The organism is Mesorhizobium sp. BR-1-1-10, from assembly GCF_020165595.1.
Lineage (GTDB): Bacteria > Pseudomonadota > Alphaproteobacteria > Rhizobiales > Rhizobiaceae > Mesorhizobium > Mesorhizobium australicum.
The window spans coordinates 67663-89298 of the sequence record NZ_JAIUIL010000008.1 but is presented as its reverse complement, the minus strand read 5'-3'; the positions used below and the strand labels follow the sequence as shown (position 1 = coordinate 89298).

Annotated in this window: 18 protein-coding genes and 1 pseudogene; 3 read left to right on the top strand and 16 right to left on the bottom strand. The window is 63.9% G+C overall.

Annotated elements, in window-relative coordinates:
• Positions 1–86 precede the first annotated feature (86 nt).
• The 4 genes from LB555_RS18950 to cysG are packed head-to-tail and all read right to left on the bottom strand — an operon-like array spanning position 87 to position 4280.
• On the bottom strand, positions 87–851 hold the full coding sequence (locus tag LB555_RS18950; RefSeq protein ID WP_023770638.1) for a phosphoadenylyl-sulfate reductase: 765 nt from the start codon (positions 849–851) through the stop codon (positions 87–89).
• On the bottom strand, positions 826–2496 hold the full coding sequence (locus LB555_RS18945) for a nitrite/sulfite reductase (RefSeq protein ID WP_140618890.1): 1671 nt from the start codon (positions 2494–2496) through the stop codon (positions 826–828). The genes LB555_RS18950 and LB555_RS18945 overlap by 26 nt, the downstream gene beginning before the upstream one ends.
• A gap of 45 nt (positions 2497–2541) precedes the next feature.
• Positions 2542–2835: a DUF2849 domain-containing protein gene (locus tag LB555_RS18940; RefSeq protein WP_224528917.1), complete on the bottom strand. Its 294-nt coding sequence runs from the start codon at positions 2833–2835 to the stop codon at positions 2542–2544.
• Positions 2832–4280, bottom strand: coding sequence for a siroheme synthase CysG (gene cysG, locus LB555_RS18935; RefSeq protein WP_224587505.1), 1449 nt, complete (start codon positions 4278–4280; stop codon positions 2832–2834). The genes LB555_RS18940 and cysG overlap by 4 nt, the downstream gene beginning before the upstream one ends.
• Before the next feature lie 380 nt (positions 4281–4660).
• On the opposite strand from cysG, the gene LB555_RS18930 reads away from it, so the two are divergent.
• Together LB555_RS18930 and LB555_RS18925 are read left to right on the top strand one after the other, a co-directional pair.
• The gene (locus tag LB555_RS18930; RefSeq protein WP_015315693.1) at positions 4661–5110 is read left to right on the top strand and encodes a host attachment protein; all 450 of its coding nucleotides are present in this window, start codon (positions 4661–4663) and stop codon (positions 5108–5110) included.
• Positions 5111–5333: 223 nt separating this feature from the next.
• Positions 5334–7118, top strand: coding sequence for a cation:proton antiporter (locus LB555_RS18925; RefSeq protein ID WP_224683484.1), 1785 nt, complete (start codon positions 5334–5336; stop codon positions 7116–7118).
• Positions 7119–7213: 95 nt separating this feature from the next.
• Here LB555_RS18925 and LB555_RS18920 read toward each other — a convergent pair whose 3' ends face one another.
• The 8 genes from LB555_RS18920 to LB555_RS18885 form a co-directional block, all read right to left on the bottom strand.
• Positions 7214–7966 (bottom strand): SDR family NAD(P)-dependent oxidoreductase, encoded by a 753-nt coding sequence (locus tag LB555_RS18920; RefSeq protein ID WP_015315691.1) that lies wholly within the window; start codon positions 7964–7966, stop codon positions 7214–7216.
• 78 nt (positions 7967–8044) lie between these two features.
• A complete protein-coding gene (locus LB555_RS18915) occupies positions 8045–10318 on the bottom strand; it encodes a transglycosylase domain-containing protein (RefSeq protein WP_224683483.1) in 2274 nt (757 codons plus the stop codon).
• A gap of 317 nt (positions 10319–10635) precedes the next feature.
• Positions 10636–11550, bottom strand: a complete 915-nt coding sequence (locus LB555_RS18910; RefSeq protein WP_140721128.1) for a hypothetical protein — start codon at positions 11548–11550, stop codon at positions 10636–10638.
• Between the two features lie 25 nt (positions 11551–11575).
• Positions 11576–11722: a hypothetical protein gene (locus tag LB555_RS18905; protein WP_140823902.1), complete on the bottom strand. Its 147-nt coding sequence runs from the start codon at positions 11720–11722 to the stop codon at positions 11576–11578.
• A gap of 25 nt (positions 11723–11747) precedes the next feature.
• Complete coding sequence (locus LB555_RS18900; RefSeq protein ID WP_015315687.1) at positions 11748–12002, bottom strand: GlsB/YeaQ/YmgE family stress response membrane protein; 255 nt, start codon at positions 12000–12002, stop codon at positions 11748–11750.
• Positions 12003–12110: 108 nt separating this feature from the next.
• A complete protein-coding gene (locus LB555_RS18895) occupies positions 12111–12314 on the bottom strand; it encodes a hypothetical protein (protein WP_023770648.1) in 204 nt (67 codons plus the stop codon).
• Between the two features lie 13 nt (positions 12315–12327).
• A complete protein-coding gene (locus tag LB555_RS18890) occupies positions 12328–12948 on the bottom strand; it encodes a ribonuclease D (RefSeq protein ID WP_140618902.1) in 621 nt (206 codons plus the stop codon).
• A gap of 78 nt (positions 12949–13026) precedes the next feature.
• Positions 13027–14412 carry a M20/M25/M40 family metallo-hydrolase gene (locus LB555_RS18885; protein ID WP_023770650.1) on the bottom strand — a complete coding sequence of 462 codons (1386 nt, stop codon included), beginning with the start codon at positions 14410–14412 and terminating at the stop codon, positions 13027–13029.
• Between the two features lie 429 nt (positions 14413–14841).
• Between LB555_RS18885 and polA the strand changes: the two genes are divergently transcribed.
• Positions 14842–17799, top strand: coding sequence for a DNA polymerase I (polA, locus tag LB555_RS18880; protein WP_224683482.1), 2958 nt, complete (start codon positions 14842–14844; stop codon positions 17797–17799).
• Between the two features lie 16 nt (positions 17800–17815).
• Here the strand turns inward: polA and LB555_RS18875 are convergent, their stop codons facing one another.
• The 4 genes and pseudogenes from LB555_RS18875 to LB555_RS18860 all read right to left on the bottom strand — a co-directional run bounded on the left by LB555_RS18875 (position 17816) and on the right by LB555_RS18860 (position 21605).
• A complete protein-coding gene (locus LB555_RS18875; protein ID WP_015315682.1) occupies positions 17816–18220 on the bottom strand; it encodes a Fur family transcriptional regulator in 405 nt (134 codons plus the stop codon).
• Between the two features lie 306 nt (positions 18221–18526).
• Positions 18527–19556 (bottom strand): annotated as a pseudogene (gene mgrA, locus LB555_RS18870) (L-glyceraldehyde 3-phosphate reductase).
• Positions 19557–19689: 133 nt separating this feature from the next.
• A complete protein-coding gene (locus tag LB555_RS18865; RefSeq protein WP_224683481.1) occupies positions 19690–20847 on the bottom strand; it encodes a Gfo/Idh/MocA family protein in 1158 nt (385 codons plus the stop codon).
• A gap of 11 nt (positions 20848–20858) precedes the next feature.
• On the bottom strand, positions 20859–21605 hold the full coding sequence (locus tag LB555_RS18860) for a sugar phosphate isomerase/epimerase family protein (RefSeq protein ID WP_015315679.1): 747 nt from the start codon (positions 21603–21605) through the stop codon (positions 20859–20861).
• Between the last annotated feature and the right edge of the window lie 31 nt (positions 21606–21636).

The following is a 21636-nucleotide window of genomic DNA, read 5'->3' as shown; positions in this document are numbered from 1 at the left end:
CGAGAACCGGAGCGAAACGTACTTGAAGTCCGTGAGAACCGGAAGCTGCCGTTTGCAGCCCGGCCTCACCTGAATTGCAACATACCTTATAGTGATGCGTCGGTCAGCGACACTTCCAGTCCCGACAGGTGAATGCCGCACTCGGTCTTGGCGTGGCCGGCCCAGCGGCCGCTGCGCGCATCCTCGCCCGGCTGCACCGGCTGCGTGCAGGGAAAGCAGCCAATCGACAGATAACCATAGGCGACCAGTGGGTTTTCGCGCAGCGCATGCGCGCGCATGTAGTCGGCCTGGTCCGACGTCGTCCAGTGCGCCAGCGGATTGATGCGGATGCGAGGCCCGACCGCCTCGAACACCGGAAGTGCGGCCCGTGTCGAGGCCTGGAAGCGTTTGCGGCCCGTGAACCAGGCGCGAAAGGGTGCGACGCCACGTGCCAGCGGCTCGACCTTGCGCACGTCGCAGCAGGCATCGGTGTTGTTCTGGTGCAGATTGCCGGTCGGGTCGATCCGTTCGAGCGCCGCTTCGTCCGGCTTGATCACCCGGATGTTGGTCAATCCGAAATCGGCGACCAGCGCGTCGCGATAGCCGAGCGTCTCCTCGAAATGCTTGCCGGTATCGAGGAAGATGACCGGCAGCGTGCGGTCGATCTTGGCGATCATATGCAGCAGCACTGCCGAATCCGCGCCGAACGAAGACACGGCGGCGATCTCGTCGTGAAACAGATCGTTGGCCGATCGTTCGATGATCTCGATCGGGCTGAGATGACCGTAGAGCGCGTCAAACCCCGCCGCTTTGGCGGCGATGCCGTCATCGACATCGGCAATATGGTCAAGCGGCCTTGGCTTCGCCAGCATAGAGCGCCTCCTTGAACGGCGCGGGACCGACACGGCGGTAGGCGTCGATGAATTTTTCCTGCGGGTTGAGCCGAAGGCCGAGATAGGTGTCGACGATCTGCTCGATGGCGTCGGTGATTTCTTCCGAAGAGAAGCCACGGCCGATGATCTCGCCGACCGAAGTGTTCTCGTCGGCCGAACCGCCCAATGTCACCTGGTAGAGTTCGGAGCCCTTCTTCTCGACACCGAGGATGCCGATATGGCCGACATGGTGGTGGCCGCAGGCATTGATGCAGCCGGAGATCTTCAGCTTCAATTCGCCGATCTCGCGCTGCCGCTCCAGCGAGGCGAAGCGGCGCGAGATTTCCTGTGCGATCGGGATCGAGCGTGCCGTCGCCAGCGCGCAATAATCGAGGCCCGGGCACGAGATGATGTCCGAGATCAGGTTGGAATTAGCCGTCGCCAGCCCGATGTCGACCAGCGCGTCATAGACCGCCTTGAGGTCGGCACGCGCCACATGCGGCAGGATCAGGTTCTGCTCGTGGCTGACGCGAAGCTCGTCGAAGGCATATTTCTCGGCAATGTCCGCGACCGCTTCCATCTGGCTGTCGGTCGCATCGCCCGGCACCTCGCCGATACCCTTGAGCGAGATCGTCACCGCCGCGTAGTCGGGGTGGCGGTGCGTCACCACGTTCTGGTCGAGCCAGTCCGAGAAGCCCTTGGAATCCAGCCGCGCCACCTTGACGGCAGCGTCGCCGTCCGGCCGCCCGGTCAGCGCCGGCGGTGCGAAATAGGCCTCGATCGCGCGGATGTCCGCCTCGGGCAGCTTCAGCTCCGCGTCCTTCAATTCCTGCCACTCGGCCTCGACCTGCCGGGTGATTTCCTCGGCGCCGGTCTCGTGGACCAGGATCTTGATGCGCGCCTTGTACTTGTTGTCGCGGCGGCCATAGAGATTGTAAACGCGCAGGATCGCCGTGCAGTAGGAGAGAAGGTCGGCTTCGGGCAAGAAGTCGCGGATCTTCCTCGCCACCATCGGCGTGCGGCCCTGGCCACCACCGACATAGACGGCGAAGCCGAGTTCGCCGGCGGCGTTCTTCTTCAGGTGCAGGCCGATGTCGTGTGTCTGGATGGCGGCGCGATCGCGCTCGGCTCCCGTCACCGCGATCTTGAACTTGCGCGGCAGGAACGAGAATTCCGGATGCACCGAAGACCACTGCCGCAGGATTTCCGCATAGGGACGCGGATCGGCGACCTCGTCGGCGGCAGCCCCGGCAAAATGATCGGCGGTGACATTGCGGATGCAGTTGCCGCTGGTCTGGATGGCGTGCATCTCCACGCTGGCCAGGTCCGCCAGAATCGCCGGAACGTCCGACAGCGCCGGCCAGTTGAACTGGATGTTCTGGCGCGTGGTGAAATGGCCGTAGCCCTTATCGTATTTGCGGGCGATGTGGCCGAGCATGCGCAACTGCTTGCCGTTCAGCGTGCCGTAGGGCACCGCGATGCGCAGCATGTAGGCGTGCAGCTGCAGATAGACACCGTTCATCAGCCGGAGCGGCCGGAACTGGTCCTCGGTGATCTCGCCGGACAGCCGGCGCTCGACCTGGTCGCTGAACTCGGCGACGCGGGCCTGGACAAAATCGTGGTCGAACTCATCGTAACGGTACATGCTTCGTCTTTCAGGGCGCGTCCGCCCGTTCACCTGGTGTCCTGGCTATGCCGCCCGCTCGGCCTGCTTGCCGAGGTCGTTGCGGATGGTCGGGCCGGCGGCGCGGATCTTCTCGCGCAGCCGCACCGGCTCGACAACGCCATCGACGATGTCCGCGTCGATCAGATTGACGTCGACCACTTCATTGTCGGCATGGGCCTTGGCGCCGATCGCCTCCAGCCGATCCTCGGCCGCCTTGTCCTGGGCAAGGTCCGCATGGTCCACCGTCTCGGCCCAGCCGCCATCGGCGTACCACACGGCAATGCCGTCGCCGAGGCGATTGGCGGTCAGTATCTTCATGGCTGAACTCCCTCGGCGGCTGCTACGGGCACGCTCTCGTGCCTGTGTGCCGCGAGCGGCTCGGACCGCTCGAAATTGGCGCCGGCGACGGCGTCGCCGATGATGGTCATGACCGGGCCCGACAGATCGGCGCGCGCTTCCAGCGACGGCAGGTCGGCAAGCGTGCCGTGGAAGCGTCGCCGATTGGCGAGGCTGGCATTCTCGACCACGGCGACCGCCGTGTCCGGCGACAAGCCCGCCTCGATCAGCCGGCCGGCAACTTCGGCCGCGACCGAGCGGCCCATGTAGACGGCAACGGTAGCGCCGGAAATCGCGAGCTTGGCCCAATCCGGCAGTGAATTGCCCTTGAGATCGTGGCCGGTGGTGAACACCATCGAGGAGGAAACGCCGCGCAGCGTCAACGGCAGTTCGAAATCGGCGGCAGCGGCAAAGGCCGCTGTGACGCCTGGGACCACCTCATAGGCGATGCCGGCGTCACGAAGCGCGGCCATCTCCTCGCCGGCGCGGCCGAACACCAGCGGATCGCCCGATTTCAGCCGCACGACGCGCTTGCCCTGACGGCCGAGATCCACCAGCAGCGCATTGATTTCGGCCTGGCTCTTGGTATGGCAGCCCTTGCGCTTTCCCACCGGCAGGCGCTCGGCATCGCGGCGGCCCATGGCGACGATCGCCTCCGGCACCAGCGCGTCATGGACGATGACATCGGCCTCCATCAGCAGACGATGCGCCCGCAGGGTCAGGAGGTCCTCGGCGCCGGGACCGGCGCCCACCAAGGCGATGTGGCCGCGAATGGGCGCGTCGGACAACAGCAGATCGGTGGCGGCTTCGCGCGCCTGTGAAAATTCGCCGGCCTCGACGGCGCGTGCTGGCGCTCCGCCGAAGAAGTCGCTCCAGAAACGGCGGCGTACATTGCCCCTGGGCAATCTCTCGGCGGCATTGCGGAACGACGCCGCAAGCGCTGCCAGTGGCCCGAGCGAGGGCGACAGCATGCGGTCGATGCGGCTGCGCAGCATCTGGGCAAGCACGGGGCCCGCGCCTTCGGTACCGATCGCCACGGCGACCGGTGCGCGGTTGACCAGCGCCGGAGTGAAGAAATCACAGAGGTCCGGCCGGTCGACGGCATTGACGGGAATGCCCAGCCGGCGCGCGTCGGCGGCGACGCGACGGTCGAGCGCCTCGTCGCCGCTGGCGGCAAACACCATCACGGCGCCTTCAAGCTGCGAAGCATCATACGCGCCGGGCATATGGTTCGCGCCCGTCTCGGCGATGAAGGCCAACAGATCCGGTTCGGCATCCCCAGCGATGATGTGCAGGACCGCGCTCGACTGGGCGATCAGCCGCGCCTTGGCCAAAGCCTCCTCGCCGCCGCCGACAATGGCCACGGCTTCGCCCTCGACCCGCATGAAGACGGGGAAGGCGTTGAGCTTGGTGGTGGCTTGCGACATGACAAAGCAGATCCGGGAACAGGGTCGCAGTTTTACGCCCAAGCGTAAAAAAGCAGAAGCAAAGCACTCGCGCATGCGGTGATGGCAGGCAATCGCTTTTCTGCAACCGCGAAGGGCAGGAGAAAAATATTCCATGCCCATGCACCGGGAGCGCCCGGGCTGCTGAAACGCGCCTTGATTTCAGGCACTTTTAGCTGCCGGCGACCGATCCCACAAAACAGTTTTTTCTAATTTCTACCAATTCAGTAGATTAAAGTCGTCCGGTGGTGATTTCGTCTTCAGCGCCTGTCTGCACGGCCACTCGGTCCTCCGTTCGGGTGGAACGTTGACGGGTCAAAATGCGTTCCCGGTATAGCCACCACTCAACAAGGAGCGTCCCTATGAACACGATCAAACTGAAGCATGGCATTTGGGTTTTGGTGGCCGACGGCGAAAAGGCGCTCCTGCTCAAGAACGCCGGCGACACCAAGTTTCCCAACCTTGAAGTCGTGCAGGTGATGGAACAGGAGAACCCGCCCACACGCGAACAGGGAAGCGACAGCCCCGGTCGATACAATGACGGCCCATCCGTGCATCGCAGCGCGGTCGAGGAGACCGACTGGCATCGCATCGGCAAGGAACGCTTCGCCGAGGAGATTGCCGCCCGCCTCTACAAGCTTGCACATGAGGGTGCATTCGACAGCCTTGTGCTTGTCGCCCCGCCCATGGTGCTCGGCGCGATGCGCAAGAAGCTGCATAAGGAGGTTGGCGACAAGGTGACGGCCGAAATCCCGAAGACCATGACCAACCACGCCATTTTCGAGATCGAGGCATTGCTGCAGGCAGCCTGACCACGCGCGGCGAAGGCGCCTATCGGGTCGCAGCACGGTCGCCACTGAACCCAAGCACCTGACCGGCAGTCACTCAGCTGCCGGTCAGGTTTTTGCCGTCTCGACGTTGATTCGCGGCTTTGCGGGTTGCATCGCCGACACCCCGTCCACCATATTGCAAACAGGCGGCGGCTTAGGGCGGCGCATATCCGACATCGCTGGCTTGAAAGGCGCTCCATAGACAATGCCGCATGACACGCCCCTTATCGCCACCATCGTCGCCGGTCTGGGGCTGGCTTTCGTCTTCGGCGCCCTCGCCAATCGGTTCCGCATTCCGCCACTGGTCGGCTATCTCGTAGCCGGCGTGCTGGTTGGGCCGAACACACCCGGTTTTGTCGCCGACGCCGGCCTTGCCAACGAATTGGCCGAAATCGGCGTCATCCTCCTGATGTTCGGCGTCGGCCTGCATTTTTCGCTGAAGGACCTTCTGTCGGTCCGCGCCATTGCCGTGCCGGGAGCCATTGTCCAGATCGGCTTTGCCACGGCGCTCGGCGCCGGGCTGTCCTGGATGCTCGGCTGGTCGATGGGGGCGGGCGTGGTGTTTGGCCTGGCGCTATCGGTCGCCTCGACCGTGGTGCTGCTGCGCGCGCTTCAGGAACGCCGCTTGATCGAGACCGAGCGCGGCCGCATCGCCGTTGGCTGGCTGATCGTCGAGGATCTGGCTATGGTGCTGGCGCTGGTGCTGTTGCCGGCCCTTGCCGGCGTACTCGGCGGCCAGGAACCGGCCGATGCCCATTCGAGCGGCCTGCTGGCGCTGCCGGCCAGTTACGGCATCTGGGGTGTCGTCGGCATGACGCTGGCGAAGGTCGCCGCTTTCGTCGTCGTCATGCTGGTGGTCGGCCGCAGGGTCATTCCCTGGATCCTGCACTACGTTGCCCATACCGGGTCGCGCGAACTGTTCCGCCTCTCGGTGCTGGCAATAGCGCTCGGCGTCGCCTTCGGCGCGGCAAAACTGTTCGGCGTCTCGCTGGCGCTGGGCGCCTTCTTCGCCGGCATGATCATGAGCGAATCCGAGCTCAGCCACCGCGCCGCGGAAGAATCGCTGCCGCTGCGAGATGCTTTCTCGGTGCTGTTCTTCGTCTCCGTCGGCATGCTGTTCGACCCCCTCAGCCTGTTCAGCAACGGCCTGCCGATCCTGGCGACGCTGGCCATCATCGTCATCGGCAAGTCGCTGGCGGCGTTCGTCATCGTCGTCGCCTTCGGCTATCCGCTGGCCACGGCCTTGATGATTTCGGCCAGCCTTGCCCAGATCGGCGAATTCTCCTTCATCCTGGCCGAACTCGGCGTCGGGCTGAAACTTCTGCCCGAACAGGGACGGGACCTCATCCTGGCCGGCGCCATCCTGTCGATCGTGCTCAACCCGCTGATGTTCCTGGTCATCGACTGGATGAAGCCGTGGCTCGAGGCCCGCGCCGCCAGGACGGCGCCGCCGGCGGACGCCAAGCCGGTTGGCCCGGCGACGGAACCGGGCCATGTCGCCTCGGTCGCCATGGCATCCAAAAAGGAAGACGGCCCGCCACCAAGGACGGCGCTCACCGGTCATGCCATCCTGATCGGCTACGGCCGCGTCGGCGGCCTCGTCGGCGCCGCGTTGAAAGAAGCAGCACGGCCTTTCCTGGTCATCGAGGATGCCGACAAGACGCTGGCGAGGCTGAAAGCAGACGGCGTCGAAACCGTTGCCGGCAACGCCGCCAACGCCGAAGTCTTCGCCGCCGCCAATCCCGAAGGCGCCACGCGGCTGATCCTTGCCATTCCCAACGCGTTCGAGGCTGGCCAGATCGTGCTGCGGGCACGCGCCGCCAATCCCAACATCAACGTCGTCGCCCGCGCCCATTCGGATGCCGAGGTCGAGCATCTCAAGGGGCTCGGCGCCGATACGGTGATCATGGGCGAACGCGAGATCGCGCGCGGCATTGTCGAAGAGGTGCTTGGCCACAAGCCGCGGGTCGCTGAACCGTCCGCTGCCTGAGCCGGCGCTGCCCACAGGCGCGTTGATCAAGCCACGAATGAACTGCGAAGGCTGTTGTCACCCTGGCCAGATTAGCGGGCCTTGGCTCGACCAGTTCACACGTGCTGGCCGCCATTGATGTGGATTTCCGAGCCGGTCACGTAGGACGCTTGGCTCGAGCACAGGAAGAAGATGATGTCGGCGACCTCAGCCGTGGTGCCCAGGCGCCGCAGTGGGATGGTCTCGACGATTTTTTCCGTGCCCGGCGACAGGATCGCGGTGTCGATCTCGCCTGGCGCGATGGCGTTGACACGGATGCCGTGCGGGCCGAAATCATGCGCCATCTCGCGCGTCAGCGAGCCGAGCGCGGCCTTCGACGTCGCATAGGCGGTGCCGGCGAAGGGATGCACGCGGGTGCCGGCGATCGACGTCACATTGACGATCGAGCCCTTGGCCGCCGCCAATTCCTTGAACAGGCCGCGCGCCAGCATGATCGGCGCGAAGAAATTGACCTGGAACACGTCGCGCCAGACATGCATCGGCGTGTCGATCGAGTTCATGCGGCTGTTGCCGTCCTTGAGCTTGGGCGAAATGCCTGCATTGTTGACCAGCGCGTGTAACTGGCCACCATGGGATTCCAGCCGATGGCGGATTTCCGAGACCGCAATACCGACATCTTCCTGATCGGCGAGGTCGACCTTGATGTGATCCTCGGGACCGGCCGGCCACGGGCAATCCTCGGCAAAGGCCTGGCGTGAGCAGGTGATGACGCGCCAGCCCTCGCGCGAAAAGCGCTTGACGGTGGCATGGCCGATACCGCGGCTGGCGCCGGTCAGCACGATGGTTTTTCTGGTGTCGGTCTCGGTCATGTCGCGGTCTCCGGGCTGGACATGTAGCCGAATGCCGCCGAGGTGGCGAGAGGCGGATTGACGCCGCCAGCCGGCTGCTCAGCCGCCGCCAAGGATATCCAGGATCGACGTCTGCCGTTTCTTGAGCCGACCGCCGACGCTGCCTGGCGGCACCGGATGTCCGACCGAAGCGGTGGTGCCGTCATCCGCCGGCATATCGAAGCCATCGGCATCGACGGTCTGGGCAGGCCGCGCCGCACGGACCGGCCCTGGCGTCGCCTGTGCCGCGGCCTGCGCGGCTGGCGCCTGCTGGCCGACGGACGCCGACGGAACCGGTGCCGGCTGGTTGTTGCTGGCAGAGGGAATCTCGTCGGGGACGATGGTGTCGGCCGGCGTCGATTTCCAGGTGCCGGGCAGCGGCCGCACCGGCACGCCCTCATGCGCGGCGACCATGAATTCGTGCCAGGCCTGCGCCGGCAGCGCGCCGCCGGTGACCTTCTTCATCGCCGTGCCGTCATCATTGCCGAACCATACGCCGGTGGTCAGATTGGCGGTGTAGCCGACGAACCAGGCGTCGCGCGAATTCTGGCTGGTGCCGGTCTTGCCGGCCGACGGCCAGGCGAAAGCCGCCTTCCTGGCGGTGCCGACCTCGACCGTGCCGGTCATCATCGAATTCATCATGCCGACGATCTCGGGCTTGATCACGCGCGGTGCGCTGCCGCCGGCGCTGTCGTAGAGCACCTTGCCGTCTGACGTCGTCACGCGGCGGATGAAATGGATGTCCGGCTTGTAGCCGCCATTGGCGAAGGGCACATAGGCCGAAGTCAGCTCCAATGGCGTCACTTCCGAGGTGCCGAGCGCGATGGAGGTGTTGGCCTGCAGGTCGGACTGGATGCCCATGCGGTGCGCGGCTTCCACCACCGCGTTCGGGCCGACTTCCATGGTCAGCTGCGCGGCAACCGAGTTCAGCGATTTTGCCAGCGCTGTCGCCAAGGTGACCTTGCCAAAGTACTTGCCGCCGTAATTGTCCGGCGTCCAGTTGCCGATCTTGATCGGCGCATCGTTGCGGATGCTGTCAGGCGTGCGGCCGGCCTCAAGTGCCGCCATATAGACAAACGGCTTGAACGCCGAGCCCGGCTGCCGGCGCGCCTCCGAGGCACGGTCGAACTGGCTGGTCGAATAGTCGTAGCCGCCGACCATGGCGCGTACCGCGCCGGAATCGTCGATCGACACCAGCGCGCCCTGGGTGACGTTGAGCTTCTTGCCGCTGTCGTCGATCAGCCGGCGGATCGATTTTTCGGCGAGCTTCTGCAGGTTCAGGTCAACGGTAGAATCGATCACGATATCGCCGCGCACGTCGCCGATCAGGTCGGGCAATTCTTCCATGATGGTGTCGGCGACATAGTTTTCCGAACCGGTCCAGTAGGATGGCGAGCGCGTCGCCGGCGCGCTGAGCGCCGTTTTCAGCTCCTTTTCGCTGATCTTGCCCTCCTCGCGCATGGCGCCGAGCACCAGCTGCGAACGCTCCTCGGCGGCCTTGGGATCGCGCGCCGGCGACAGCCGCGAGGGCGCTTTCAAGAGGCCGGCAAGCAGGGCGGCTTCGGACAGCGTGACGTCGCGCGCGCTCTTGCCGAAATAGCGCCGCGAGGCCGCCTCGACGCCATAGGCGCCGGAGCCGAAATAGACCCGGTTGAGGTACATTTCGAGTATCTGGTCCTTGCTGTGCTTGTGCTCGAGCCATAGGGCCAGCAGCACCTCCTGCACTTTACGCTCCAGCGTACGATCCGGCGTCAGGAACAGGTTCTTGGCCAATTGCTGCGTCAGCGTCGAACCGCCTTGCGAGAAATGCCCGCCGATGAGGTTGGTGACCATGGCGCGCGACAGGCCGATCGGATCGACACCGAAATGCGAATAGAAACGGCGGTCCTCGATGGCGATGACCGCCTCGGGGATATAGGGGGACATTTCGTGCAGGCCGACCGCCTCGCCGCCGCTCATGCCGCGATTGGCCAGCAATTGCTCATCGGCCGAGACGATCTTGATGTTGGGCGCACGATCGGGAATCGACCAGGTCGTGGCCGCCGGCATCTTGGCGCCATAGTAGATGACGACGCCGGCCACCGCGATGCCGCCCCAGATGGCGAGCACGAAGCACCAGTAGAACAGCCGGCCGAGCACGCCGAACAGCCCGCGCCCGCCTCCGCCGCGCCTCCCCCGCGACGATTTCGCCTTCGATGATTTGCGTTTGGCGGAGGCTTTGCGGTTGCTCGGCACGACGCGGTCCTCCTCGCTCACCGAAAGACCCGTCTGGGATCTCGCTCGCGGCGGTCCCTCGAAGCTGGGCTCGATGCGACTGTCTCTGCGGTTCGCCATGCGCTGCGCTTGATGTCCCCGGTGCCAATGGCGCTCGGGTTGAAGAGTAGATGCGGCGATTTAAGGGCGGGTTAAGCAGGCCTTCGGCCAAACCTCTGAATTCCGTTAGGGATCTGTTAATCCTCTTCTCTCCGACACCGTCGGTTCGCCACCGGGAAACGGCCGGCGCCCGGCCTGCGCTTAAAAGCGCGCCAAGCCTGGCTCGATCCCCGAGCCTGCCGTTCCGACAATCGACGCCGGCGGATAGAAGGCCAGCGCCTGCTCCTCGCAGGTGACCGCAACGACATTGTTCGAGCGGTCGACGGACTCCGATCCTTCTAGATCGGCTCGAACTTCACATCCAACTGGTCAGGACCCGCAGCTTGCCGCAACAAGGCGACAAGTTGTTCGCGCCTGTCAACCGGCTGCCTTCGCCAGTTCGAGGCATTGGTTACATGCAGCCAGCCGTCGACCGACATGAAGAAATCCTCGTGCTCGTCATCGCCCTCGCCGCAGCGCAGCAACTTGTTCTCGGTAAATCTGACCAGCGCCTGGTCGATCGTGCGGTAGAGCAGCGGCCAGTTGCCGCCACCTGAGTCCATACGGAATTTGTAGCTCGGCGCGAAATCCAGCCGCTGCCGCAACAGGCTTCCGTCGAAAAAACAGAAGGCCGGCCACAAGAACCAGCCGCCCGGCGTCGGAGTGTCGCGCCGGACACTGCCGTAAACGCTCTTGCCCTTCAGCCGGTCGCGGATTGAAAAAGATTCCGTCGGAAAGATGTCATGGTCGATGAAGCCGAAGACCTTCGGGGCCAAGCCGGTCATGAAATTGCGCACGATCCAGTTGAGCGCCTGGCCGTGCGATCTGCTGACCGTCAGCCTGTTTCTCGGCAACGCTACATAGGGGACGTGCTGGCGCAGGCAGAGGTCGCGGATGGCTTCCCTCGCCTCCTCCTTCTTGCTGTTGTCGAAGACGATATAGCTCTCGTGCTCGGCCAGGTGTCTGCGCACGAGGTGGATCTGCCATGCGATCACATCAGGCCGGTTGAAGGCAACGCTGGCGACGACCGCGTCACGGAACGATTGCTGTCGTCCCTGCAATTCGCTGACCGGCGCGGATGTCCTCAGGAAGCGAAAAGTCCGCCAGTAATAGCGCAGCAACGCCTCGCGTCGTGGCGGCCGGTTCAGCCTCTCCCATTCCGCCACGGTAATCCTGGGCCGCTCTCCGCTCTGCCACGCGTCGGAAGCCCCCATGTCACGCTCCTGGATCCCGGCGGGTTCAGTTCTGCTGGATTGAAATGCCCTTGTCGTCGATCTTGAGTTCGACGCCTTTCGGCCTGGCCTGCTCGCGGTAGACGTAGACGCCCAGCGCGATGATCACGATGATGAGCGCGCCAATGGTGAGATAGAGCGTGTTCTGCTTCATGGCGCGCCTTCTGTCATGCCGAGCATCAGGCTCGTTTCAGCACCCTGACCAGAACCAAAAGGATGATGGCGCCGATCGTGGCGTGGATTATGGAGGCGATGATGCCACCGCCGATCGAGAAGCCGATGCGCGGAAACAGCCAGCCGGCGATGAACGCGCCGATAATGCCGACGATGATGTTGCCGATCAGGCCGAAGCCGAAACCCGAAACGATGAGACCGGCGAGCCAGCCGGCGATGGCACCGATGAGGATGAAGACGAGAAGGCTTTCGACACCCATGGCGGGTTCCTCCGTGCAAGAGGGCGGGTGCGGAGCGGAAGGCTCCGAATCGGCCCCGATATCAACGGCTTCAGGCTAGTCGAAAGCATTCGGCCTCGCCAGCGGCGCTCACTGGTCGTCGTCGTCGCTGGCAGCGGGCCGCCAGCTGGTCGGCTCGACCTTCTTCTGCGTATGGCTGTCGGTGTAGACCCACCAGCCGCCGTCGCGGTATTGCGCTATGGATTCATTGAGGACGCCGTCGCTGTCCTTCCAGGTGACGGTGACCTTGGAGCCGTCGGTCGGCGCGGTCGATATCGGCTTTCTGTCCGCCATCTCATCCCTTTTCTCAACTGTGAGCGAAGATATCCTCTTCGCCCCAGCCCATCAGGTCAAGCTTGGCCCGCGTCGGCAGGAAACGGAAACAGGCATCCGCCTCCTTCGTGCGGCCCTCGCGCGCCAGCCGTCCCGCCAGCGCATCGCGCAAACGATGCAGATAGAGCACATCGGAGGCGGCGTATTCGAGCTGTTCGGGCGACAGCGTTTCGGCCGCCCAATCCGACGATTGCTGCGCCTTGGACAGACCGACGCCGAGAAGCTCGAAACAGATGTCCTTCAGCCCGTGCCGGTCGGTGTAGGTGCGCGTCAGCCGCGAGGCGATCTTGGTGCAGAACACCGGCTCGGCCATCACGCCAAACGCATGGTAGAGCACGGCGAGGTCGAAGCGACCGTAGTGGAACAGCTTGGTCACCCTGTCGTTTGCCAGCAGCTTGACCAGGTTCGGTGCCTCCTTCTGACCCGGCGCGATCTGGATGACATCGGCGCTGCCGTCGCCGGGCGAGATCTGCACCACGCAGAGCCGGTCTCGGTGCGGGTTGAGGCCAAGCGTCTCCGTATCGATCGCCACCGCCGCGACATCGTAATGCGAAAGGTCGGGCAGATCGTTTTTATGGAAGCGGATATCGCTCATCGTTTTCTCCGGGTCGCGGCGTTACCCGTCCTCGCCGCGATCCAGTGAAAAATCAACAAGAAAACGTGTTTTCCGCGCTCAGCGTGTCAGCGCATCCAGAATGCGCGCCCAGGAGCGCTGGCCCTTGTGGAAGGAGCTGAGCTCGTATTTCTCGTTGGGCGAGTGGATGCGGTCGTCATCGAGGCCGAACCCGACCAGCAGCGATTCCATGCCGAGATAGGTCTGAAAGTCGCCCACCACCGGAATGGAGCCGCCGCTGCCGGTCGTCACCGCGGGCTTTGGCCATTCGTCGGAAAGCGCCGTCTTGGCCTTGGCCAGGAAGGGCGAGTCGTAAGAGAGCTGGATTGCCGGTGAGCCGCCATGAGCATGGAATTCGACCGTACAATCGGCCGGGATGCGTTCCTTGACGAATTTCTGGAAGGCCGCGCGGATCTTGGCCGGATCCTGCTTGTGGACAAGGCGGAACGAGACCTTTGCCGAGGCCTCCGCCGCGATGACCGTCTTGAAACCCTTGCCGGTATAGCCACCGATGATGCCGTTGAATTCGGCGGTGGGTCGCGCCCAGGTCAGTTCCAGCACCGAGCGGCCTTTTTCGCCCGATGGGATCGACAAGCCGACAGGCCCGAGGAAGGTCTCGGCCGTCTCGCCCAGCGTCTCCCATGATTTCAGCACCTGCGAGGGCGTTTCCTCGACACCGTCATAGAAGCCCGGGATGGTGATATGGCCGTCCTTGTCGTGGATGTCGGCCAGCACCTTGGCCAGGATGCGGATCGGGTTGGCGGCAGCCCCGCCATACAGGCCCGAATGCAGGTCGCGGTCGGCGGCCTTCACCGTGATCTCCTCGCCAACCAGACCGCGTAGCCCGACGCAGATCGACGGCGTGTCGCGGTCCCACATGCTGGTATCGCAGACCAGCGCGAAGTCGGCCTTGAGCTCCTCGGCATTGGCCTCGAGGAACGGCTTCAGCGAGGGCGAGCCGGATTCCTCCTCGCCTTCGAACAGGATGGTGACCCGGCACGGCAGGCTGCCGTGCACCTGTTTCCAAGCACGGCATGCCTCGACGAAGGTCATCAGCTGGCCCTTGTCGTCGGCCGAGCCGCGCCCGGTGATGATCTTGTGACCAGGTCCGACCTCCTTGATCGCGGGGGCGAAGGGATCGTTTTCCCACAATTCGATCGGGTCGACCGGCTGCACGTCGTAATGGCCGTAGAACAGCACATGCGGCGCGCCAGCCGGCCCATCATGATGCGCAACCACCATCGGGTGGCCCGGCGTGTCGCGCACGCTGGCGTCGAAGCCGATCAGTTTGAGTTCCGCCACCAGCCATTCCGCCGCCTTGCGGCAGTCGGCGGCGTAGGCTGGATCTGTGGAGATCGATTTGATCCCGAGCAGGCCGAAGAGCCGTTCCAGGCTCTGGTCGAGATTCTTGTCGAGACGGTCGAGGACGGGGGAGACTGCGGACATTTGCAATAGCCTTTCGGTTCAGTGCCGGAACCGTAAAGGCAGAGCGGCGAAACGAAAAGCCCGGGACGATTGGACCACGACTCGGATGGCCGCCGCGGGCAAAAAAAAATGCCGCCGTGGTGGAGGGGGAACCACGGCGGCCTTTTACTCGAAACGATGCGGCAGCCCGGAGAGGGGGGATAGGCTGCCGCAATTGTCCGGTATAGGCGGGGGACGGGCCTTGCTCCGGACTTCGGCGAAAACTGCCGATGACGTCTATTTGGGTCTGTGAACGTGGCGATTCAAGGGCGTCAACGTTACACTTTTGTAACGTGCCCGTGAGCGGGCCTGTATGCCTCCGATCCGTCAGGGTCGCGATCTGTCAGGGTGTTGTATCTGGCGCTGTCTTTGGCATGGACCAAGCCATCGCGCCGCGCTATCCCTGCCCGCATGAAAAAAGGCGATCATCTCTTTCTCATCGACGGCTCCGGCTACATCTTCCGCGCCTATCACGCGCTGCCGCCGCTGACCCGCAAGTCGGACGGCCTGCCGGTCGGTGCCGTTTCCGGCTTCTGCAACATGCTGTGGAAGCTGATGCAGGACGCCCGCAACACCGATGTGGGCATTGTGCCGACGCATTTCGCCGTCATCTTCGACTATTCCTCGAAAACCTTCCGCAACGACCTTTATCCCGAATACAAGGCCAACCGTTCGGCTCCGCCCGAGGATCTGATCCCGCAGTTCGGCCTGATCCGCCAGGCTACCAGGGCGTTCAACCTGCCCTGCGTCGAGATGGAAGGCTTCGAGGCCGACGATCTCATCGCCACCTATTGCCGGCTGGCCTGCGAGGCCGGCGGCGACACCACCATCATCTCCTCCGACAAGGACCTGATGCAGCTGGTTGGCGAAACGGTCGGCATGTACGACCCGATGAAGGACCGGCAGATCGGCATCCCCGAAGTCGTCGAGAAATGGGGCGTGCCGCCGGAAAAGATGATCGACCTGCAGGCGCTGACGGGCGACTCAGTCGACAATGTGCCTGGCGTGCCCGGCATCGGGCCAAAGACCGCGGCGCAACTGCTCGAGCAGTTCGGCGACCTCGACGGATTGCTCGCCCGCGCCGGCGAGATCAAGCAGGAAAAAAGGCGGGAATCGATCATCGCCAACGCCGACAAGGCGCGCATCTCGCGCCAGCTGGTGACGCTGAAGAACGATGTGCCGGTGGCAGAAGGATTGGATGATTTCGTCCTGCATGCCCCCGACGGACCAAAGCTGATCGGCTTCCTCAAGACCATGGAATTCACCTCGCTGACGCGCCGTGTGGCGGAAGCGACCGGCACCGAGGCCGGCGACGTCCAGGCCGTCGCGGTGCCCGTCGAACGCGCCGATAACGCCCATGGCCCCGATGTCGGCGCCGGAACACCGCCCGTTGCCCGGAACGGGACGGGCTCCGAGCCTGGCCAGGCTGCTGAAATCGAGACGACGGAGACGCCAAAACAAGGTGACACCCCTTCCCTCCTGGCCGCATTGCGGCTGGAGAGAGCGGCGACCGCCAAGATCGATACCTCCGCCTATCAGTGCATCCGCGATATCGCGACGCTGAAAGCCTGGGTCGCGGAGGCGCGGGAGGCCGGTATCGCTGCCTTCGACGTCAGGGCCACCTCGACCGATCCGATGCAGGCCGAACTGATCGGCATGGCCATGGCCACAGCGCCTGGCCGCGCCGGCTATATTCCCTTCGCCCATAAGAGCGGCAATGGCGACCTGCTTGGCGGCGGCACGCTCGAAAACCAGATTCCGCTTCGCGAGGCGCTGGCGGTGCTCAAACCCCTGCTCGAGGACAGGTCGGTGCTGAAGATCGCGCAGAACCTGAAATATGATCTGGTCATCATGAGCCGCTACGGCATCGATGTCGCGCCGTTCGACGACACCATGCTGATCTCCTACGTGCTCGACGCCGGCACGCCGCATGGCCACGGCATGGATGCCCTTGCCGACAAATGGCTTGGCCATAAACCCCTTCAACTCAAGGACGTGACCGGTTCCGGCAAGAACTCTGTCGGTTTTGACCAGGTCGATATCGACAGGGCGACCGCTCACGCCGCCGAGGATGCCGACGTGACGTTGCGGCTGTGGCGGGTGCTGAAGCCCCGGCTTGCCGCCAAGGGCCTGGTCTCGGTCTATGAACGCCTGGAGCGGCCACTGGTGCCGGTGCTGGCGCGCATGGAACAGCGCGGCATTTCGGTCGACCGGCAGATCCTGTCGCGGCTGTCGGGGGAACTGGCGCAAGGTGCGGCCCGGCTCGAGGAGGAAATCTACCTGCTCATCGGCGAGCGCATCAACATCGGCTCACCCAAGCAGCTCGGCGACATATTGTTCGGCCGCATGGGCCTGCCCGGCGGCTCCAAGACCAAGACCGGCCAGTGGTCGACCTCGGCGCAGCTGCTCGAAGACCTTGCCGCGGAAGGGCACGAACTGCCGCGTAAGATCGTCGATTGGCGCCAGCTGACCAAGCTGAAATCGACCTACACCGACGCCCTGCCCGGCTTCGTCAATCCCGACACGAAACGCGTCCACACCTCCTACGCGCTCGCCGCGACGACGACGGGCCGTCTGTCGTCTTCCGACCCGAACCTGCAGAACATTCCGGTGCGCACGGCTGAAGGCCGCAAGATCCGGACCGCCTTCATCACCGACAAGAGCCTCCGGCTGGTGTCAGCCGACTACAGCCAGATCGAACTGCGCGTGCTCGCCCATGTCGCCGAAATCCCGCAATTGCGGCAGGCCTTTGCGGATGGCGCCGACATCCACGCCATCACAGCGTCTGAAATGTTCAACGTGCCCGTGGAGGGTATGCCGTCGGAAGTGCGTCGCCGCGCCAAGGCGATCAATTTCGGCATCATCTATGGCATCTCGGCTTTCGGTCTCGCCAACCAGCTGTCGATCCCGCGCGAGGAGGCGAGCGCCTACATCAAGAAATACTTCGAGCGCTTTCCCGGCATCCGCGATTATATCGAGGAGACCAAGGCCTATGCCCGCGAGCACGGCTTCGTCGAAACGATCTTCGGCCGCCGCATCCACTATCCCGACATCAGGTCCTCGAACCCGTCGCTGCGCGCGTTCAACGAGCGCGCCTCGATCAACGCCCGCCTGCAAGGCACCGCCGCCGACATCATCCGCCGCGCCATGATCCGCATGGAGGAAGCCTTGGACAAGGCCAAGCTGTCGGCCCGCATGCTCCTGCAGGTGCATGACGAACTGATCTTCGAAACGGTCGAGGCGGAAGTCGAGGCGACGATCCCCGTCGTGCGCCATGTCATGGAAAACGCGGCGATGCCGGCGGTCTCGATGTCGGTGCCGCTGCATGTCGACGCGCGGGCCGCCAACAACTGGGACGAGGCACACTGACGCGCTAGCGAGGCCCTCAGGCCGCTTGCGCCAAACATTTCGCGCAGGTCCCGCGAAATTCGATCACCGCCTTCTTGGCGGCGAAGCCGGTCGAGTTGACCCATTCGTTCAGCCGGTGATCGACGTCGTGATCGGACATTTCGGTCACCTGCCCGCAAGTATCGCATATGGCGAAGGCGGTCATCGAGTGGCTATGGTCGTGCGGCTCGGCGCAGGCGACGAAGGAATTAATGCTTTCCAGCCGGTGCACGAAACCTGATTTCACCAGCGTGTCGAGCGCGCGATAGACCTGCAATGGGGCGCGAAAACCGCGCTCGCGAAGCTGATCGAGCAAGGTGTAGGCGCTGAGCGGCCCGCTGGCGATCTCGAGTTTCTCGAGCACGCACAACTGGTTTTTCGTCAGCACATCCCTTGCCGCCATGGTCCTGTTCCACTTGTCCTGCACTGTTGGCGGGCTGTCCGCGCATGCAAACGGCCCGATCCCATTCAGATAGCGACGAACCGCCCTCTTTGCTACTCTTCTGTTGTTGTCCCGGGCCAATCGATGACGCGCGGGCACATTGGCAGAAATCTCGACGAGGGTAGCCAAGGGTGTGCTAGGCACCATTGGCCTGCCGACCCACGCGGCGATCAACGCCGCCTCAGGGAGGCCGGCCACGCCCTGACTGGACTTCATCCGCGAAGGCCGGCGCGAGCAATTCCGCCAGCCTTCATTAGCCGGCTTCAGCTATTTCCTCGGCGGGCCTTTGCGTTCGGCGGAAGCAGCCCACAGGTTGATATCGGACTCGCGCGCGTATGTATCGATTTCGGCCAGTTCGGCGTCGCTGAAGTCGAGCACCTTCAGCGCCCCGACGCAATCCTCGACCTGCTCAGGCCGGCTGGCGCCGATCAGCGCCGAAGTAACCCGGCCCCTGCGCAGCACCCAGGCCAAGGCCATCTGGGCCAGCGTCTGGCCGCGCTTGCCGGCGATCGCGTTGAGCGCCTTGATGTTGGCAATGGTGCGATCGTTGATGAAAGCTGTCTTGAGCGACTTGCCTTGGGAGGCCCGGCTGCCATCGGGAATGCCGCCGAGATATTTGTCGGTCAGCATGCCTTGCGCCAGCGGCGAGAACACGATGGAGCCGCGTGTCGAGCAGTCCGTCCTCCTCGACCCAGCGGTTCAGCATCGAATAGCTCGGCTGATGGATGACGCAGGGCGTACCGAGTTGCCTCAATATGTCGGCGGCCTCGCGGGTGCGCTGCGAATTGTAGGACGAGATGCCGGCGTAGAGCGCCTTGCCCGAACGCACCGCATGGTCGAGCGCGCCCATGGTTTCTTCGAGCGGCGTATCGGGATCGAAGCGGTGCGAATAGAAGATGTCGACATAGTCGAGGCCCATCCGCTTCAGGCTCTGGTCGAGGCTGGCCAGCATGTATTTGCGCCCGCCCCATTCGCCGTAGGGGCCGGCCCACATTTCGTAGCCGGCCTTGGTCGAGATGATCAGTTCGTCGCGATAGGCGGCAAAATCAGTACGCAGTATCTCGCCGAAAGCCGTCTCGGCCGAGCCGGGCGGCGGCCCATAATTGTTGGCGAGGTCGAAATGGGTGATGCCAAGATCGAAGGCCTTTCGCACGATCGCCTGCTTGGTTCGATGCGGCGTGTCGTCGCCGAAATTGTGCCACAGCCCGAGCGAGATCGCCGGCAGCTTGAGGCCGGACCGACCGCAGCGGTTGTAGATCATTTTCTCGTAGCGGTTTTCAGCGGCGATATAGGGCATGGGGAAATCCTCGAATCTGAACGGACAGGGCACCGTCATCGCAGAGGCGATGAGCATGCCCGTACCCCATCCTTTACCCCCTCCCCGGAGGAACGGGGAGAGGGGTAAGCAAAATTATCGATAATCCATGCGACTACGTCTTCTTGGCCAGCAGCTCCTTGGCCTGCTTGACGCCAAGCGCGGCCGGACGCTCGCAAGTGGTCTGCATGGGGACGAACTTGCCGGTTTCGCCGGAGCGCAGGAGGCCGGTCATGACATCGACGGCATGCAGCGCGAGCTCCATTGAACAGCGGTGCGGTCGCCCTTCGGCGATCGCCAGCGCCATGTCGGCCAGGCCCGCCGTGCGGTAATTGGCCATCATGCCCTGGCCATGCATCTCATTGGGAACGCCAAGCGGATGCTTCCATTTCGGCAGCTTCTTGACCGGCTTGCCTTCTTCGGTGAAGCGCACGTCGCCGCCGAAGAAGTTCGGATCCGGCACGAACACCGTCCCGGCCTCGCCATAGAGTTCCATCGGCGCGTGGCCGTGAGCCCACACATCCCAGCTTGTGTTCAGCGTCACCACGGCGCCGTTCTCGAATTCCAGCAGGCCATGGATGGTGGTCGGCGTGTTGACCGGGATTTTTTCGCCCGCGCGCGGCTTTGAGCTGATGGTCCGTTCCTTGGCGGGGGTCGTCGCGAAAGCCGCCACCTGCTTCACCGGCCCGATCAGCTGGATGAGATTTGTGATGTAGTACGGTCCGATGTCGAGCACTGGTCCCGCGCCGGGCTGGAAGAAGAAGTCGGGATTGGGGTGCCAATGCTCCATGCCGTGGCCCATGACGTGGCAAGTGCCGCTGGTGATCTTGCCAAGCTTCCCCTCGTCGATCAGTTCGCGCACCAGCTGGTGCGCGCCGCCGAGGAACGTGTCCGGCGCCGAGCCTATGCGCAGCCCCCTCTTCTGGGCCCGCGCCTTGAGGTCCTGACCCTCCTTGAGCGACAGCACGAACGGCTTTTCGGAATAGACATGCTTGCCGGCATCGAGCACCTGCTTCGAGACTTCGTAATGCACGGCCGGAATGGTCAGGTTGACGATGATGTCGATATCGTCGGCCTTGAGCAGATCCTCGACGGTCTCGGCGCGCAGCTTAAATTCCTTCGCCCGCGCCCTGGCCGCGTCCATGTTGATGTCGGCGCAGGCGCGCATCTCGATGCCGCGAAACAACGGCGCCAGCGAAAAATACGCCTTCGAGATGTTGCCGCAGCCGATGACGCCAACACCCAATTTCCCAGTACCCAGCTTCTTTGCCATGGTGGTTGTTCCTAGTAGCTCTTGACGGTTGCGATCGAGCGGCGGGCGAAGCGCTCGATGTCGTTGGGATTGTCCTGTTCCATGACAAAGTATTTCGCCGCGCTCTTGGCCCGCAGCACCTTGATCAGGCCGGCCCAATCGATCGTGCCGTGGCCGACATCCGACCAGCCATCCTCATCCAGCCCCTCGCCCGCCTTCGCCATGTCCTTGACATGGACGGCGACGATGCGCTGGCCCTGCTTTTCGATCCAGGGCAGCGGGTCGGAGCCGCCGCGCACTACCCAGGCGACGTCCATTTCCCAGCCTATATTGGGCGCGGACGACAGGATATGGTCCTGCGGCACCGAGCCGTCGGCGAGTGTCTTGAACTCGAAATCATGGTTGTGCCAGGCGAAGCCATAGCCGGCCTTCGACGCGACCTCGCCGACCTTGGCCAGGCGCTCGCCAAAGGCGCGCCAGCCGGCGGCGTCGGATGGCCTGTCCTCGGCCATCAGATACGGACAGATCAAAAGCTTGACGCCGAGCGTTTCGGCGATCCGGCGCACACCGTCGAAATCATTCTCCAGCGCATCGATGGAAAAATGCCCGGTCGGCATGGCAAGGCCGTTCTTGTCGAGCTCGGCGCGGAAGGCCTTGGGATCGTCATAGACGCCGCCGAACCCTTCGACCTCGGCGTAGCCGAGCTTGCCGAGCATTTCGAGCACATCGGTCCAGGGCAAGAAATTGCGGGCGCTGTAAAGTTGGAATGACCAGTTCATCGTCTCTGTCCGTTCTGCTTGGGGATTGTCC

Coding starts and splice junctions, on each gene's coding strand:
- LB555_RS18950 (WP_023770638.1), bottom strand. CDS start 851: ATGCTGGCGAAGCCAAGGCCGCTTGACCATATTGCCGATGTCGATGAC.
- LB555_RS18945 (WP_140618890.1), bottom strand. CDS start 2,496: ATGTACCGTTACGATGAGTTCGACCACGATTTTGTCCAGGCCCGCGTC.
- LB555_RS18940 (WP_224528917.1), bottom strand. CDS start 2,835: ATGAAGATACTGACCGCCAATCGCCTCGGCGACGGCATTGCCGTGTGG.
- cysG (WP_224587505.1), bottom strand. CDS start 4,280: ATGTCGCAAGCCACCACCAAGCTCAACGCCTTCCCCGTCTTCATGCGG.
- LB555_RS18930 (WP_015315693.1), top strand. CDS start 4,661: ATGAACACGATCAAACTGAAGCATGGCATTTGGGTTTTGGTGGCCGAC.
- LB555_RS18925 (WP_224683484.1), top strand. CDS start 5,334: ATGCCGCATGACACGCCCCTTATCGCCACCATCGTCGCCGGTCTGGGG.
- LB555_RS18920 (WP_015315691.1), bottom strand. CDS start 7,966: ATGACCGAGACCGACACCAGAAAAACCATCGTGCTGACCGGCGCCAGC.
- LB555_RS18915 (WP_224683483.1), bottom strand. CDS start 10,318: ATGGCGAACCGCAGAGACAGTCGCATCGAGCCCAGCTTCGAGGGACCG.
- LB555_RS18910 (WP_140721128.1), bottom strand. CDS start 11,550: ATGGGGGCTTCCGACGCGTGGCAGAGCGGAGAGCGGCCCAGGATTACC.
- LB555_RS18905 (WP_140823902.1), bottom strand. CDS start 11,722: ATGAAGCAGAACACGCTCTATCTCACCATTGGCGCGCTCATCATCGTG.
- LB555_RS18900 (WP_015315687.1), bottom strand. CDS start 12,002: ATGGGTGTCGAAAGCCTTCTCGTCTTCATCCTCATCGGTGCCATCGCC.
- LB555_RS18895 (WP_023770648.1), bottom strand. CDS start 12,314: ATGGCGGACAGAAAGCCGATATCGACCGCGCCGACCGACGGCTCCAAG.
- LB555_RS18890 (WP_140618902.1), bottom strand. CDS start 12,948: ATGAGCGATATCCGCTTCCATAAAAACGATCTGCCCGACCTTTCGCAT.
- LB555_RS18885 (WP_023770650.1), bottom strand. CDS start 14,412: ATGTCCGCAGTCTCCCCCGTCCTCGACCGTCTCGACAAGAATCTCGAC.
- polA (WP_224683482.1), top strand. CDS start 14,842: ATGAAAAAAGGCGATCATCTCTTTCTCATCGACGGCTCCGGCTACATC.
- LB555_RS18875 (WP_015315682.1), bottom strand. CDS start 18,220: ATGGCGGCAAGGGATGTGCTGACGAAAAACCAGTTGTGCGTGCTCGAG.
- LB555_RS18865 (WP_224683481.1), bottom strand. CDS start 20,847: ATGGCAAAGAAGCTGGGTACTGGGAAATTGGGTGTTGGCGTCATCGGC.
- LB555_RS18860 (WP_015315679.1), bottom strand. CDS start 21,605: ATGAACTGGTCATTCCAACTTTACAGCGCCCGCAATTTCTTGCCCTGG.